Genomic DNA, 15,890 nt, shown 5'->3' with positions numbered 1-15,890 from the left:
GCCGCCCCCTCAGCCCCACACCGCGCACGACCACCCTCACCCCGTCCCGCCCACGAAGAAGTGGAAGCACCTCCATGCGCAGAAAGACCGGCCGCCTGCTGCGCGGCCTCGCCCTCCTCTCGGCCCTCGCCCTGGGCGCCACCGCCTGCGGCGGCTCGGACGGCGACTCCGCCCAGAAGGCGGTCTCCGCCGCGGACATCCAGGCGGCCCTGAAGAAGGGCGGCACGGTCACGGTGTGGGCCTGGGAACCCACCCTGAAGACGGTCGCCGCCGACTTCGAGAAGAAGTACCCCAAGGTCAAGATCAACCTGGTCAGCGAGCGGTCCGGCGACAAGCACTACACCGCCCTGTCGAACGCGATATCGGCCGAGAAGGGCGTGCCCGACGTCGCCCAGGTCGAGTACTTCGCGGTGAGCCAGTACGCCCTGACCAAGGGCCTCACCGACCTGAAGCCGTTCGGCGCGGACAAGCTCGCCGACAAGTACACCGCGGGCCCGTGGAACGCGGTGAGCGAGGGTGACGCCGTCTACGGCCTGCCGATGGACTCCGGTCCGATGGCGCTGTTCTACAACAAGGCGGTCTTCGACAAGTACAAGATCGCCGTCCCCACCACCTGGGACGAGTACCTCGACGCGGCGCGCAAGCTGCACAAGGCCGACCCCAAGGTCTACATCGCCAACGACGCCGGTGACGCGGGCTTCACCACCAGCCTGCTGTGGCAGGCCGGTTCGCGCCCCTACACGGTCGACGGCACCAACGTGAAGATCGACTTCTCGGACGCGGGCGCCACGAAGTTCACCGAGACCTGGCAGAAGCTGATCGACGAGAAGCTCCTCGCGCCCATCAACGGCTGGACCGACGACTGGTACAAGGGCCTCGGCGACGGCAGCATCGCCACGCTGGCGACCGGCGCCTGGATGCCCGCCAACTTCGTCACGGGCGTGCCGAACGCCGCCGGTGACTGGCGCGCGGCCCCGCTGCCGGCCTGGACCGCGGGCGACAAGGCGAGCGCGGAGAACGGCGGCAGCTCCCTCACCCTGCCGGCCCTGGGCAAGAACAAGGAACTCGCCTACGCCTTCGTCGAGTACGCCAACGCCGGGGCCGGCGTGCAGTCCCGCGTCAAGGAGGGCGCCTTCCCCGCGACCACCGCGGAGCTTCAGTCCACCGAGTTCCAGAGCACCAAGTTCGACTACTTCGGCGGCCAGGAGGCGAACAAGATCTTCGCCGAGTCCGCCGCCGACGTCGCCGACGACTGGTCGTACCTGCCCTTCCAGCAGTACGCCAACTCGATCTTCAACGACACCGTCGGCAAGGCCTACGTCTCCGGCACGAAGCTCGCGGACGGTCTGAAGGCCTGGCAGGACGCCTCCGTGAAGTACGGCGAGGAGCAGGGCTTCACGGTCGAGAACTGACCACGCGACACACCCCGGGCGGCGCGGACGACTCCGCGCCGCCCTCGTGCACCACACCGGAAGGACCGCCATGATCTCCACCCTCCACTCCCGCCGCGGCGGGGCGGACGGTGACCCCGCCCCGCGCCTCGCCTACGGCGCCGACTACAACCCCGAGCAGTGGCCCCGGGACGTGTGGGAGGAGGACGTCCGGCTGATGCGGGAGGCCGGCGTCACCGTCGTCTCCGTGGGGATCTTCTCCTGGGCGCGGCTCCAGCCCGGCCCCGGCACCTGGGACTTCGGCTGGCTCGACGAGGTCATGGACCTGCTGCACGCGGGCGGCATCGGCGTCGACCTGGCCACCGCGACCGCCTCCCCGCCGCCCTGGCTGACCACCGCCCACCCGGAGATCCTCCCGGTGACCGCGAACGGCGAGACCCTCTGGCCGGGGGCCCGGCAGCACTGGCGCCCCACCTCGCCCGTCTTCCGTGAGCACGCCCTGCGGCTGGTCCGGGAGATCGCGACCCGCTACCGGGACCACCCGGCGCTCGTCGCCTGGCACGTCAACAACGAGCTGGGCTGCCACAACGTGTACGACCACTCCGACGACGCGGCCCGCGCCTTCCGGGACTGGCTGCGCGCCCGCCACGGCTCGCTCGACGCGCTCAACCACGCCTGGGGGACGGCGTTCTGGTCGCAGCGCTACACCGACTGGGAGCAGATCCTGCCGCCGCGGCTCGCCGCCTCGCACCCCAACCCGACGCAGCAGCTGGACTTCAAGCGCTTCTCCTCGGACGCCCTGAAGGACCATCTGCGCGCGGAGCGGGAGATCCTGCGGGAGATCACGCCCGACGTGCCCGTCACCACGAACTTCATGGTGATGGGCGGCACCAGGGGCATGAACTACCCCGACTGGGCCGACGAGATCGACTTCGTCTCCAACGACCACTACGTCCACCCCGGCCCGCATGACCGCGACGAGCTGTCCTTCTCCGCCAACCTCACCAGCGGCATCGCGGGCGGGCGGCCCTGGTTCCTGATGGAGCACTCCACCAGCGCCGTCAACTGGCAGCCCGTCAACGTGGCCAAGCGCCCCGGCGACCTGGCCCGCGACGCGCTGCTGCACGTCGCGCACGGCGCCGACGCGGTCTGCTTCTTCCAGTGGCGGCAGTCGGCGGCCGGCGCCGAGAAGTACCACTCGGCGATGGTGCCGCACGCGGGCGCCGACAGCGACCTCTTCCGCGCGGTGGCCGCCCTCGGCGCCACCCTGAAGGCGCTCGCGCCGGTCGCCGGCAGCGAGCGGGAGCCCGCCCCGGTCGGCATCCTCTACGACTGGGAGTCGTGGTGGGCCAGTGAGCAGGACTCCCACCCCACCTCCCTGCTGGACTACCGGCAGGAGGCGCTCGACTGGTACTCCGCGCTGCTGGCCCTCGGCGTCCGGGCCGACCTCGTCACCACCCGGGCCGACCTCTCCCGCCACCGGGTGCTGATCGCACCGGTGCTGCACGTGGTCCCCGCCGGGCTCGCCAAGGAGCTGACCCGCTACGCCGAGCAGGGCGGCCACCTCGTCACCACCTACTTCTCCGGGATCGTCGACGAGAACGACCACGTCTGGCTCGGCGGCTACCCGGGCGCGCTGCGCGAGCTGCTCGGCATCCGCATCGAGGAGTTCGGGCCGCTCCTGCCCGGGGAGAGCGTCGAGCTGGACGACACGGCCACGGGCACCCTGTGGACCGACCGGATCGCCCTCGCCGACCCCGACACCCAGGTCCTGGCCCACTACCGCACGGGCGTCCACGCCGGCCGTCCGGCGGTCACCCGGCGACCCACGGGCGGCGGGTCGGCCTCCTACGTCTCCACGCGGCTCGGCGTCGACGGACTCGCCGCGCTGCTGCCGCGGCTGCTGGAGCCGGCCGGGGTGCACGGCGAACTCCCCGCCGGCGTGCGCGGCAAGGTCGAGCTGACCGTCCGGCGCGCCGCCGGCGCCCGCTTCCTGTTCCTGGTCAACCGGACCGACGACACGGTGGAGGTGTCCGGCCCGGCCGGAGACGTCCTGGTCGGCACCGGCACCGGCACCGCGGCCGGCGGCGTCGTCCTCGGCCCGCGGGAGGTCGCCGTACTCCGGCAGCCGGCCGGCTGAGAGGAACACCCCCACGACTCCTCGGCACGGCACGGCACGACACGCGCCCGTGCCGGGGGCCATCCCCTCCCGCCCGCGCGGCGGGAGGGGCCCACCACAGCGACCGCACCGCAGTTGGGAGCATCGATGGCACGCCGTACCCGCAGCAGACGAACCCTCACCGCCGCCGCGCTGACCGCTCTGGCCACCGGGGCCGCCCTGCTGGGCGTCCCCGTCCAGGCACACGCCGAGACCGCCGTCACCGTGACGCCGGACCCGTCGTACCAGCAGCAGGAGTTCGAGGGCTGGGGAACCAGTCTGGTCTGGTTCGCCAACGCCACCGGCGACTATCCGCCCGCGATCCGGGAGAAGCTCGCGCGGCTCCTCTTCGACGACGACGGACTGGCGCTGAACATCGCCCGGTACGACATCGGCGGTGGCAACGCCCCGGACGTCACGGACTACCTGCGGGCCGGCGGTGCGGTCGAAGGCTGGTGGAAGGCGCCCGAGGGCACCACCCGCACGGACACCGGCTGGTGGAGCGCCGACGACCCGGCCGACTGGAACGAGGACGCCGACGCCACCCAGCGGTGGTGGGTGGAGCGCATCAAGAACGACATCGACCACTGGGAGACGTTCAGCAACTCCCCGCCGTGGTTCATGACCGAGAGCGGATACGTCTCCGGCGGGTTCGACGCCACCACCGACCAGCTGAAGGCCGACTCGGTCGACGACTTCGCCGCCTACCTCGCGGGCGCGACCAAACGCCTGGAGAAGGCCGAGGGGATCGAGGTCGACACGGTCGACCCGTTCAACGAGCCCAACACCGGCTACTGGAGCACCCGTCTGGGCAGCGACGGCGAGCCGGTCGGCGGCCGCCAGGAGGGCGCCCACATCGGGCCCGAGCTCCAGCAGAAGGTGCTCGCCGCGCTGGCGCCCGCGCTGAAGGAGGCGAAGGTCGGGGCGGAGATCTCCGCGATGGACGAGACCAACCCCGGCATCTTCGCCACCAACTGGAACTCCTACTCCCAGGCCTCCAAGGACCTCGTCGGCCAGATGAACGTCCACACCTACGGCACCGGGCAGCGCACCACCGTCCGCGACCTGGCCAAGGCCGCGGACAAGCCGCTGTGGATGAGCGAGGTCGAGGGCGACTGGGGCGACGGGCAGAGCTTCACCGACATGCGTCCCGGGCTCGGGCTGGCCCAGCAGATCGTCGACGACCTGCGCGAACTGGAGCCCACGGCCTGGGTGTTCTGGCAGCCGGTCGAGGACTACGACAACATGAAGCCCGGCGGCGAGTCCGCCGAGGGCGGCAACTGGGGCTCCATCCAGATACCGTTCAGCTGCACCTCCACGGACACGCTCCGGTCGTGCCCGGTCCACACGAACACCAAGTTCGACACGGCACGCAACTTCACGCACTTCATCAAGCCCGGCGACAAGCTGATCACGGTGGACGACACCTCCAGCGCCGCCGCCGTGACCGAGGACGGCAAGGGCGCCTCGCTCGTCCACGTCAACAGCACCACCGCGGCCCGTACGGTCACCATCGACCTGACCAGGTTCCGCACGATCAAGGGCAACGCGACCGTCACCCCGACCGTGACCAGCGCCGACGGCAAGCTCCAGCGGCAGGCGCCCGTCGACGTCGTCGACGGCCGGGCCACCTTCACCGTGCCGGCCCAGTCCGTGACGTCGTTCTCCGTCAAGGGTGTCTCCGGCGTCGCGAAGGACGCCGGCCTGTTCCGCAAGGGTCACTCGTACACGCTGACCGGCGTCCAGAGCGGCAAGGCCGTCACCGTCGCCGACGACGGCACGCACCTGGTCATCGGCACGGGCGACGGCACCACCGCGCAGCAGTGGCGGCTGGACGCCCGGTACGGGAAGACCGGCGCCCGTCAGCGGTACGTGTTCGCCAACCCGGCGGAGGGGAAGCGGCTGGCCGTGCGGGACGACGTGCCCGTGGTCGAGCCCGACACCGGCGAACGGGACCCGGCCACCGAGTGGATCCTGTCGACCACCGGTGACGGCACCTGGACCCTGGTGAACGCCGCCACCGGCCGCCTCCTCGAGGTCGGCGGCCAGGCGACGAACGAGGGGGCCGCCGTCACGACGTGGCCGCCCAACTCCGGCTCCAACCAGCGGTGGAAGGTGACGGACGTGACCGCCGCGGCGGCCGTCCAGGACACCGTCTGACCCGTCCGGCCGTACCCGCACGCCTCCGCCCGCACCGGCTCGTCCCGGTGCGGGCGGAGGTACTCGTGCCGTCCGTCAGGAGCGCAGTGCCTTGCGCAGGCGGGGCCGGGAGGCGCGCCGCCAGAGATCCGGCAGCTCCCGTTCCCGATCGGTGGCGACGGCCTGTTCGCGGCCGTGCAGCAGGCCCCAGGTGAAGCCGGGTTCGCCGGCGGCGTGCGCGGCCACCGCCTGCCGGCGCAGGGTGTCGCGGGCGACGACGCTGTCGTGGTGGTCGCCGAGCGCCTTCTGCACCGCCTTGGCGCGCTCGGCCATGCGCCGTGCGGGCTTGCCGAGGGCGGGACGGGCCGCCTCGGCCGCGTACCGGAGGCGTTTGGCGCCCTTGCGGGCGTCGTGGAGGGCGGCGTCGCGGTCCGGGCCCGGGGACGTCCGGCCGGCGCGTTCGACGCGCCGGGCGAGCCGGTCGTGCTCCTTCCCGATCGCCCCGGGCAGGACCTTCGCCGCCGTGCGGGAGGCCTGGGCGCGCAGGGGCGGGTGGGTGGCGAGCCGGTCCAGTGACTCCAGGAGGGCCAGGTGGCGGGCGGAGTCGAGCGCCGCGAGGGTGCGGGCGCGGGCCTCGGCCGACCGGTGGGCGTCCCAGGCCTGGAGACGGGCGGAGACCGGGCCGAGGACCAGTTCGGGGGGCAGGTCGCCCAGGTGTCCGCGCAACCGCTCCAGCAGCACCTCCTGGTCGCGTTCGGCACCGAGTTCGCCGCCGAGCCACTTCAGCTCCTCCCGGAGCGGATCGGTGACCCCGCGGTCGAACAGGGAGCGGTACGAGCGCAGGCAGCTGCGCAGGCGCCGGCAGGCGACCCGCATCCGGTGCACCGAGTCCGGCAGTCCGCGCCGGACCGCGGGGTCGAGGTCCACGAGGGTGCGGACCTGGTCGCGGACGTAGGCGAGCACCTGTGCCCCGGCCGACCCCGCGGGCAGCTCGGCGGGCCGGTCCGGTGCGGGCTCGCCGTCCGCCGGCGTCCGCGTGTCCGCGCCGCCGCGCGGAGCGGTCTCCGCGAGGGCGCGGCTCAGCTTGGACGCGGTCTTCAGCAGGGTGAAGCCCTCCTTGCCGAGTGCCTTGTCGACGCGCTTGAGGACGGCCGGGTCGGTGTGTTCGGCGAGTTCGACCTCCAGCTCCGTCCACGCCGTGTGCCCGCCGCCGGGGCGCAGCGAGTCGGCCTCGACCCGGTCGAGGACGATCTCGGCGACGCGGGTGCCGTCGGCGTCCAGGAGGTCGCGCGCGGTCCGGTGGGAGCGGATGCGGACCACCGGTGCGAGGGGGGCGCCACGGGTCCGGGAGAGCGCCAGGTCCCGCAGCCGGCCGGGGACCTCCTCCTGGAGGGGTGCGCGGATCTCGTCACGGGTGTCGTCCCCCAGCGGCAGCTTGAGGTGCCAGCCGGCGTCCGGTCCGCCCGTGCGGCGGCGCAGGGTGGCGGAGCCTCGGGTGAGCCGCAGGTCGTCGGTGTCGTAGTACACCGCGTCCAGGTCGTGGGTGCCCGCGTCGACCAGAGAGGTGCCGTTGCCCGCGCCGGTCAGCGCCGCGAGCCGGGGGAAGCCGCCCGACGCCGGCACGTCGTACTTGTGTTCCGTCTCCTGTGTCGACTGGGTCATGTCCTTCCGGTTGACAGGTTGCGCGGAATCAAACCTCCCCGGCGCCCGCCGGCACGGGGAACGGCAGGTCGACGGGTCCGCCGCGGGGGCCGGCCGCGGGGACGCGCTCCAGGACGCCGCCCGCGAAGACGTCGTACAGGGGCAGTGTCTCGAGGTGGACGTAGCCGATGTGGCAGTCGCAGACGGCCCGGGGGCAGGGGCGGGGGCGCAGGGCGGCGCGGTAGGAGCCGTCGTAGAGGTTGCCGAGGGCGGTGGGGACGAAGTGGCAGCGGCGTACGGTGCCGTCGCCGTCGACGGAGATCACGGACTCGCCGGTGCGGCAGGGCAGGCCGGCGCTGCGGTGCGGGTTGCGGCTGTAGGGGAACAGCGGGTCGAGGGCGGTCCACGCGGCGGCGTCGGCGTCCGGGTAGGTGTGGCCCTCGGCGGCGTTCACCCACAGGTAGACGTGGTCGGGGAGGTCGGCGCGGAGCCGGCGGGCGGCTTCCAGGTGGTCGGGGAGGCCGACGACGCCGACGCTGAAGCGGATGCCGCGTGCGGTGAGGTCGCGGCACTTGGTGAGGAACCGCTCGTAGGGGGTCTGGCCGGGGTGGTAGGTGCACCACAGGGCGACGGTGCCGGGGTCGGCGTCCGCGAGCCAGTCGGTGCGGCAGCTGAGGTTGGTCTGGATCGCCACCCGGCGGACCTGCGGCAGGTGGGACAGCTCGGCGAGGGCGCGCCGGTACCAGGAGCGGACCAGGCCCTCGCCCCAGGGGGTGAACAGGATCGACAGGCGGTCGTCGGTGCGGTCGGCGGCCCAGGCGGTGAACCGTTCGAGGGCGGCGCGGTCGGCGCGGAGCCGGGCACCGCTGTCGCGCCGCTTGGCGAACGGGCAGTAGGGGCAGTCGTAGTCGCAGGAGGAGAGGGGGCCGCGGTAGAGGAGGGTCAGGTCCATGCGGGCCGGTCACTTCCTCTCGTAGGCGGCCATGGCGGCGCGGACGGCCGGGGAGAACAGCTCGGGGCCGACGGCGTCGGAGTGGGCGAGGCCTTCGGGGGTGAGCCGGAGGGTGCCGGGGTGGTCGTCCGTCAGCCAGCCCCGGTCGGCGAGCCGGGCGAGTTCGGGGGCGAAGTCGTCGGCGGGGGTGCCGCCGAAGCGGGCGCGGTAGTCCGTCAGGGGCAGGCCGTCGGCCTGGAGGAGGGACTGGAGGAGGTGGCGGCGGCGGGCCTCGTCGGCGTCGATGCGGCGGCCGTACTCGGCGTGGGCGAAGTCGGCGGCCGGGCGGGAGACGTAGTCGTCGACGATCCCGCGGATCTCGTGCATGCCGACGGCGTAGTCGAAGGAGTAGTGCAGGGCGGCGGTGTAGGAGCGGGCGCCGCAGCCGAGGCCGATCATGCCGTCGGTCTGGCAGGCGTAGTCGTCCGCGCCCTGCGGCGGGGCGTCGGCGCGCCGGAACATGCGCATGGACTGCTGGGTGTAGCCGTGGGCGAGGAGGTGGTCGCGGCCGGCGCGGTACAGGCGCAGCCGCTGCTCGTCCCAGGCGGGGTCGGGGCCGGGGCGGCGGCGGTCGAGGCCGGTCAGGGGGCGGACGTAGAGGGGGTAGAGGTAGAGCTCCTCGGGGCGCCAGGCGAGGGCGGCGTCCAGCGAGCGCCGCCAGGTCTGCTCCGTCTGGCCGTCGATGCCGTAGATGAGGTCGATGTTGAGGACCGGGATGCGGGTGTCGCGGACGCGGGCGAGGGCCGCCTCGACGTCGGCGCGGCGCTGCGGGCGTACGGCGGCGCGGGCCTCGGCGTCGACGAAGCTCTGCACGCCGAGGCTGAGCCGGGTGGCGCCGCGGTCGGCGAGGACGGCGAGCCGGTCGGCGGTGGCGGTGGCCGGGGAGGCCTCGACCGACAGGGGGACGGCCCGCAGGTCGGCGCCCATGCGGTGTTCGGCGATGTCGCAGAGGCGCTCCAGCTCCGGAGCGGCGAGGAAGGTCGGGGTGCCGCCGCCGAAGGCGGCCGTGGCGAACCTGACCTCGTCGCCCTCGCCGAGGGCCTCGCGCACGGCGGCCGCCTGGCGGTCGAGCGCGTCCAGGTAGGCGCCGGTGAGGCCGTCGGGGGCGCCGATGCGGGTGAAGAGGTTGCAGAAGCCGCAGCGGACCTCGCAGAACGGTATGTGCAGGTAGAGGGAGAGGGCGTCCTTGGGTTCGGCGGCCCACAGGTCCGTCAGGGCGGGGCGGTCCGCCAGGCGGCGGTAGGCGGTCTTGTGGGGGTAGGCGTAGACGTAGCTCTGGTACGGGCTGGTGCGGGTGGGCCCGGGGGCGGTGGTCATCGGGCGGCCTCGGCGGGGTCGGCGGGATCGAGGAGGAAGTGGGCGTAGGGCACGGTCCAGACGGACGCGTGGCCGAGGCGGTGGCCGGTGTAGCCGTCGTCGCCGTAGGCGGTGCCGTGGTCGGAGCAGACGACGGCGAAGCAGGGGCGGCGGCTGCTCGCGGCGGCGAAGAGGCGTCCGATGTGCCGGTCGACGTACTCCAGGGCGGCGGCGTGGGTCTCCCGGGTGTCGCCGGCCTCGCGGGTGGCGCCGGGCAGGTGGAACCAGTTCGGCTGGTGCAGGGCGGACACGTTGACGAAGAGGAACAGCCGCTGCTCGGCGGGGAGCCGGCGGACGACGCGTTCGGCGCAGGCCACCTGGTTCTCGAAGGAGTGCGGCGAGGTGACGCCGAACTCCGGTGCCCAGTGGGACTCCTGGAAGAGGCCGGGCAGCACCGAGCCGAGGGGGCCCTGCCGGTTGAAGAAGCCGACTCCCCCGACGCACACCGTGCGGTAGCCCGCCCGGGCGAGGCCGGAGACGAGGTCGGGGGTGTCGTAGACGAAGGTGCGGTCGGCGGTGGTCTCGCTGCCCGCGAAGCTCGCCGCGAACAGGCGCGGGTGGGGGCCGGGGGTGGCCGGTGTCGGCAGGAAGCCCGCGAAGATCGCCTGGTGGGAGGCGTAGGTGAAGCTGCCGGGGGCGTGTCGCTCCTCCCAGCGGCCGCCCGGCAGGTGGCGGGCGAGGTGGGGGATGCGGCCCGCCTCGGCCAGTTCGGCGGCGACGTCGAAGCGCAGGGTGTCGAGGGTGACGAGGAGGATGTCGTGGCTGCCGACGATCTCGTTCATGTCCGGCCCGCCCGGTGCCGTCACGGGGTGGGGGGCGGCGGACGGCGGGGTGTCGGACACGGGGACGGCAGTGGGCGGCGGGGGCTCGGGCGTGCGGCCGGCGGTGGGCGGCGGGGAGCCGGGGGTGCGGCCGGGAGCGGGCAGCGGAGGCTCGGGCACGGCGCCGGGCTGCGGGGAGCCGGGCGTGCGGCGGGCGGCAGCGGGCGGTGGGGGCTCAGGTGTGGGGGCGGGTGAGGGCATGCGGGCTTCCTGTTCTGTGTCCGTGCCGGTGGTGCGCGGGGGCGTGGGCGCGCAGGGCGGCGGCGACCTGGGCGGCGTAGGTGTCGAGGCCCTCGGCGCCGCTGCCGGGCAGGCCGGTGAGGCGGGGCAGCAGGTCGCCGAAGGCGTTGACCTCGCCGACGGCGCCGCTGCGCCAGCCGACGGCCGGCAGCAGGTCGACGCCGACGCACAGGGTGCGGGGGAAGCAGGCCGCGGCCTGTTCGCACACCCCGAGCAGGTCGGCCCAGCGCGCGCCCGCCGCCTCGACGGCCTGCCGGGCCGTGTCGAGGTCGCCGCGGCGGCCGCCGAGATGGAGGTTGGTCAGCGGGGTGCGGCTGGTGCGGACGACGGCGTGGGTGGCCCGGCCGGCCACGACGACGACCCTCAGGTCGGCGGCGCGGCCCTGCTGGGAGGCCTTGGGCAGCCAGCGCTCCAGGTGCAGCCCGTCCGGGGCGAGCGCGTCGACGACGGCCGCGATGTCGCGTTCGTCCTCGTAGCGGCGCACCTTGAGGGAGTTGAACAGGCGTCCGTCCGGGGTGAGTTCGACGGAGGTGGTGGCCCGGATCCGCCCGGGCCCGCCCGCTTCCACGGCGAGCACGCCCGACCCGGACGAGCCGTGCGCGGGCTTGACGAACAGCCTCGGCATCCGGTGCTCCCGCATCAGCGCCCGTACGTCGTCCCAGCCGCGCACCGGTCGGGCCCCCGGGCCCGAGGTGGGCGAGGCCGGGACCGGGACGCCGGCCGTGTCGAGGACGGCGTGGCAGCGCCGTTTGTCGAACAGCACGGCGATGTCGTCCGGGTCGGCGAGGCGGATGCCGCCGCGCAGGCCGCGCAGCGCGGCGGTGAATCCGGCGTACCAGCGGGCCGAGCCCTCGACCCGGGTGGGGTCGTGGACGCCGCGCAGCAGCCGGTCGACGTCCGCGTTCTCCCCGGGGGAGTCGACGCGGACGAGTTCGTCCGCGTCGAACTGGGCGCCGCCGGCGCGCAGTACGTCCGCCCAGGGGACGACGCGCGGGGCGGGCAGCCCGGCGGCGCGCACCGCGTCCGTGAAGAGGGCGACCCGGCGGTTCTCGGGGTTGCCCACGACCGCGAAACGCGGCCCGGGGTCAGGGACCGGTCGGGGCATGGCGTCTCCTCGGCGGGCGGGCGCCGCGGGGGCGCGGGGTGGGGGCGGGTCGGCGCATGGGCGGTGTGGTCACTCCCCCACGGCCACGTACCGCCACACCGTGCCGTCGTCGTCCTCGTCCTCGTCGGCGTCGTCGCGGTCGAGGTCCACCTCCACGCCGGCGGGCTCAAGGCACTGGCGGAGGCGGTCCTGGACGGCCTCGCCGAGGTAGTGGTGGTGGAGGTCGAGCTTCTTCAGGTGGGTGAGCGGCTGTCCGGCCAGGAGGGCGGCGGCGCCCTCGTCGGTCAGGACGCCCATGGACAGGTCCAGCACCTCCAGGCGGGCGACCACGGGGGCCGAGGCCACGGCGGTCGCGACGGCGTCCTGCATCTCGCTGTTGTGCAGGGCCAGGTGGCGCAGGCGCGGCAGACGGGCTCCGGACAGGATCGGCTCCAGGTCGGCGACCTCGGCGTCCCCGCCGTAGTCGGGGGTGCCGAGCCACAGGTCGAGGTGGACCAGCGCGGGCAGGTCGCTCGCGGCGATACCGCGGACGGCCTCCGCGGGCAGGCCTCCGGTCTCCACGGTCAGCCGGCGCAGGCCGGTGTGGCGCAGGGCGGGGAAGCGCAGGCCGGATCCGCCGCGGACGCCGAACTCCGCCAGGTCGGGGAAGCCGGCCAGCAGGGGGGTGACGTCGGTCTGCCTGATCCAGGAGATCTCGCACTCCTCCATGACGATGTCGCCGAGGAACAGCGCCCGCAGGGCGGGGAAGCGGTCCCGGGCGGCCACCAGCGCCTCGATGACGGTGACGGGGGCGGATTCGTACGCCGCCTGCCAGGCGCCGACGATCACGGCGCGCACGCGGGTGGTGTCGACGGCGGCGCAGAACCGGGCGAAGGCCTGCGGCCACGCCTCGTCGGCGTCGTACACGTCGCTGGTGATCCGCCAGGCGACGGCGTCCGGATCGGGCAGGTCGTCCGTCTGCTCGTCGGGGCCGGGGAAGGTGTACGCGGGCAGCCGGTACAGCTCGTGGAGGTGGTCACCGATGGTCATGCGGCTGCTCCTGTGGAGAGATGCGGGTGCGTCGTGCGACGACGGCAGTTCTACCAACAGGCACTGACAACGGGGCGGCCCGGGGCCGACGTTCGGGGCGTTGTCAGTGGCGGCCCCTACGGTCGTCGTCATGGGGCCGGCGCACGGTGTGCCGGCGGAGGGGAGACGTCGTGTACCGGCAGGGAGACGTGCTGATCGTGCCCGTGGCCGAGGAGGCGGTGCCGCCGCACGTGGGCACCGCGCCCCGGGAGCCGCGCGACGGGCGGGGGCGGCTGGTGCTGGCGCTGGGCGAGGTCACCGGCCACGCCCACGCGGTGGTCGGACCGGGGGAACTGGTGCGGGAGCCGGGTCCGTTCGGGCCGCTGCTGCTGCATCTGCCGCAGGGCGGCCGGGTGGTCCACGAGGAGCACGCGGCGATCCCCCTTCCCCGGGGCTGGTACCGGGTGGTCCGGCAGCGGGAGTACGTGCCCGGTTCCGTGCGGATCGTGGCGGACTGAGCGGGACGGGACAGAGGGTGACGGAGGAACGGATGACCATGACGGACGTGCCGGCCGGACCGGACGCGGGGACCGCCGGCGACGGTGTGGGGTTCTGGCGGGCGTGTGCCGCGGCGACGGGGCCCGCCGACCGGGCGCGGGCCGAGGCGGGTGTCCGCCGGGCCTACCGGCAGGCCGGTCTGCCGGAGCCGGAGCGGGTGGTGTGGGCCGGATCGCCGCGGGAGGCGGTCACGCTGGTACGGGGCCTGGCGGACCGGGGTCCGAGCGTGCGCGAGGCGGTACGGACAGCCCCGTGGGCGCTGGAACGGCGGCGGCTGCACGACGCGTTGGGCGCCGTCGGCTGGTCGGCGCACTGGGCGGCGACCGGCGGCCGGCTGTGGGAGTCCACGCAGTCGCTCGTGGAGCGGATCCGCCGGGGTGTGCTGGAGGAGCCGGCCGACGGCCGTACGGACGAGGCCGGGATCCGGCTGCTTCTGCTGGACGCCGTGCTGGGGCAGCACGACGCGCCGTGGCTGGCCGCGTTCCCCACGCGGGACGGCCCGCTGTCCGGGCTGGCCGAGGTGTGCCGCAGCGCCGGCTGGTGGTGGCCCTTCGCCAGGGTGGCCGTGGTGTGCGAGCGGCCCGTGGCGCTGCACCGTGACGAGGCGGGCCGGCTGGACCGCGGGGACGGCCCGGCGCTCGCCTACCCGGACGGTTTCGCCCTGCACGCCTGGCGCGGCATGCCGGTGCCGGCCGCCTTCCTCGCGGAGCTGCGCACGCTGACCCCGGAGCGGATCCGCGCCGAGGAGAACGCGGAGCTGCGCCGCGTCATGCTCGAGCACTACGGCTACGAGCGCTACCTCGCCGACTCCGGGGCGCGCCCGCTGCACCGGGACGGGACGGGCACGCTCTGGCGGATCGACCTCGACGGCGACGAACCGGTCGTGATGGTGGAGGTCCTCAACTCCACGCCGGAGCCGGACGGAAGCCGGCGCACCTACTGGCTGAGGGTCCCGCCGTCGACGCGGACGGCCCGCGAGGGGGTCGCCTGGACGTTCGGACTCGGGCCGGAGGTGTACGCGCCGCTGCGGGAGACGTGATCCCGGGGGCCGTGCGGCGGCCGCTCCGGGCCCGGCGTGTCGCGGACCGGCCGCGCGGCGCGGTCCGCGACACGCCGGACGGCGGCGGGCGGCGGACAGCGGACGGCAGACGGCGGGCGGCGGACAGCGGACAGCGGACAGCGGACAGCGGACGGGACGTCACAGGAACCGCCGGACGGGCGTCACCGCGGCCTCCCGTACCCGCTGGGCCAGCGGGCGCCGGCGCCAGCGCACGGGGTCCACGGCCTCCCCGCGCGCCCAGTCCTGGTCGAAGTCGTCGTCCAGCTCCGCGGTGAAGTGCTCGTCGAGCACGGCGAGCATCACCTCCTCGTCGTGCTCCATCGACCGCCGGTTGAAGTTCGTCGAACCGATCAGCGAGGCGACGCCGTCCACCGTCATGATCTTGGTGTGCAGCATGGTCGGCTGGTACTCCCTGATCTCCACCCCCGCGTCCAGCAGCGTCTGGTAGTGGCGCTGTCCGGCGAGCCGGCAGGCCCGCTGGTCGGTGTGCGGGCCGGGGATCAGGATCTGCACTTCGACGCCGCGCCGCGCGGTCGCGGCGAGCAGGTCGACGAAGTAGGCGTCGGGAGCGAAGTAGGCCGTGGACAGCCGGAAGCGTTCCTCGACGGAGGTGAGCACCACGCGGACGAGTGTCTGCATGTCCTGCCAGCCGAAGCTCGCCGAGCCGCGGACCACCTGGACCGTGGCGCGGCCCGGCTGTTCGTGCTCGGTGAACAGGTCGCGCGCGTCGTAGAGCGTGTCGTGGCACTCGGCCCAGTTCTGGGCGAAGGCGGCGGCGATGCCGTCGACGGCCGGTCCGCGCACCCGCACGTGGGTGTCCCGCCACTCGGCGGGGGTGCGGGCGTCCCCGCACCACTCCTCGGCGATGCCGACACCGCCCGTGAAGGCGGTGTCCTCGTCCACGACGAGCGCCTTGCGGTGGCAGCGGTGGTTCTGCTTCAGCGGGGACAGCCGCGCCGGACGGCGGAACCAGGCGACCTGGACCCCGGCGTCCTGCATGGCGTCGAGGAGCCGCTGTTCGATCTCCTTGGCGCCGAAGCCGTCCAGCAGCAGGCGCACCCGCACTCCGGCGCGGGCGCGTTCGGCCAGCGCGTCCGCGAACTCTCGGGCTATGTCGCCGCGCCAGTACACGAAGGTCATCATGTCGACGGTGTGGCGCGCGGACCGGATGGCCGACAGCATCGCGGGGAAGATGGCGTCGCCGTTGCGCAGCGGGACGAGTTCGTTGCCCTCCGTCGCCGCGATGCCGAGGAGCCGCTCCAGGCGTCTTCGCAGCCGCTGCTTGCGGGCCTCGGCGGCGTCCGTCCCGCCGCCGGTCACCCGGCCGCCGGGCCCCCCGCCCTCGGTCACCTCGCCGTCCGCCACCGGTCCGTGCAGCACGTCCGCCTCCTCGTCACGCGTCCATGAGGGTCATGGCGGGTC

At 74.3% G+C, this 15,890-nt stretch carries 12 protein-coding genes; 5 read left to right on the top strand and 7 right to left on the bottom strand.

Features of this window, described 5'->3' with window-relative positions; genetic code table 11:
- Positions 1–74: 74 nt before the first annotated feature.
- From ACZ3KJ_RS27130 to ACZ3KJ_RS27120, 3 genes are all read left to right on the top strand, one after another.
- A complete protein-coding gene (locus tag ACZ3KJ_RS27130; RefSeq protein ID WP_467530769.1) occupies positions 75–1,412 on the top strand; it encodes an ABC transporter substrate-binding protein in 1,338 nt (445 codons plus the stop codon).
- A 70-nt stretch (positions 1,413–1,482) separates the two neighbouring features.
- Positions 1,483–3,531, top strand: a complete 2,049-nt coding sequence (locus ACZ3KJ_RS27125) for a beta-galactosidase (RefSeq protein ID WP_467530768.1) — start codon at positions 1,483–1,485, stop codon at positions 3,529–3,531.
- A 126-nt stretch (positions 3,532–3,657) separates the two neighbouring features.
- Positions 3,658–5,709: an RICIN domain-containing protein gene (locus ACZ3KJ_RS27120; RefSeq protein WP_467530766.1), complete on the top strand. Its 2,052-nt coding sequence runs from the start codon at positions 3,658–3,660 to the stop codon at positions 5,707–5,709.
- A 75-nt stretch (positions 5,710–5,784) separates the two neighbouring features.
- Here the strand turns inward: ACZ3KJ_RS27120 and ACZ3KJ_RS27115 are convergent, their stop codons facing one another.
- From ACZ3KJ_RS27115 to ACZ3KJ_RS27090, 6 genes are all read right to left on the bottom strand, one after another.
- Complete coding sequence (locus ACZ3KJ_RS27115) at positions 5,785–7,350, bottom strand: CYTH and CHAD domain-containing protein (protein WP_467530765.1); 1,566 nt, start codon at positions 7,348–7,350, stop codon at positions 5,785–5,787.
- Between the two features lie 28 nt (positions 7,351–7,378).
- A complete protein-coding gene (locus ACZ3KJ_RS27110) occupies positions 7,379–8,281 on the bottom strand; it encodes an STM4011 family radical SAM protein (protein WP_467530764.1) in 903 nt (300 codons plus the stop codon).
- 9 nt (positions 8,282–8,290) lie between these two features.
- A complete protein-coding gene (locus ACZ3KJ_RS27105; protein ID WP_467530763.1) occupies positions 8,291–9,637 on the bottom strand; it encodes an STM4012 family radical SAM protein in 1,347 nt (448 codons plus the stop codon).
- Positions 9,634–10,458: an STM4013/SEN3800 family hydrolase gene (locus ACZ3KJ_RS27100; protein ID WP_467530845.1), complete on the bottom strand. Its 825-nt coding sequence runs from the start codon at positions 10,456–10,458 to the stop codon at positions 9,634–9,636. Before ACZ3KJ_RS27100 ends, ACZ3KJ_RS27105 begins: the two co-directional genes overlap by 4 nt.
- 214 nt (positions 10,459–10,672) lie before the next feature.
- Positions 10,673–11,842 (bottom strand): STM4014 family protein, encoded by a 1,170-nt coding sequence (locus ACZ3KJ_RS27095; RefSeq protein WP_467530762.1) that lies wholly within the window; start codon positions 11,840–11,842, stop codon positions 10,673–10,675.
- A gap of 69 nt (positions 11,843–11,911) precedes the next feature.
- Positions 11,912–12,871, bottom strand: a complete 960-nt coding sequence (locus ACZ3KJ_RS27090; protein ID WP_467530760.1) for an STM4015 family protein — start codon at positions 12,869–12,871, stop codon at positions 11,912–11,914.
- A 170-nt stretch (positions 12,872–13,041) separates the two neighbouring features.
- Between ACZ3KJ_RS27090 and ACZ3KJ_RS27085 the strand changes: the two genes are divergently transcribed.
- Together ACZ3KJ_RS27085 and ACZ3KJ_RS27080 are read left to right on the top strand one after the other, a co-directional pair.
- Positions 13,042–13,368: a hypothetical protein gene (locus ACZ3KJ_RS27085; protein WP_389523160.1), complete on the top strand. Its 327-nt coding sequence runs from the start codon at positions 13,042–13,044 to the stop codon at positions 13,366–13,368.
- Positions 13,369–13,406: 38 nt separating this feature from the next.
- The gene (locus ACZ3KJ_RS27080) at positions 13,407–14,447 is read left to right on the top strand and encodes a DUF6745 domain-containing protein (protein WP_467530844.1); all 1,041 of its coding nucleotides are present in this window, start codon (positions 13,407–13,409) and stop codon (positions 14,445–14,447) included.
- A gap of 159 nt (positions 14,448–14,606) precedes the next feature.
- On the opposite strand, the gene ACZ3KJ_RS27075 is transcribed toward ACZ3KJ_RS27080, so the two are convergent.
- Positions 14,607–15,788: a phospholipase D-like domain-containing protein gene (locus ACZ3KJ_RS27075; protein WP_467530843.1), complete on the bottom strand. Its 1,182-nt coding sequence runs from the start codon at positions 15,786–15,788 to the stop codon at positions 14,607–14,609.
- Between the last annotated feature and the right edge of the window lie 102 nt (positions 15,789–15,890).

The sequence above is a fragment of the Streptomyces sp. NPDC003248 genome (assembly GCF_055563235.1).
Note: the sequence above shows the minus strand (reverse complement) of the source record. Positions and strands in the feature narration are given on the sequence as shown.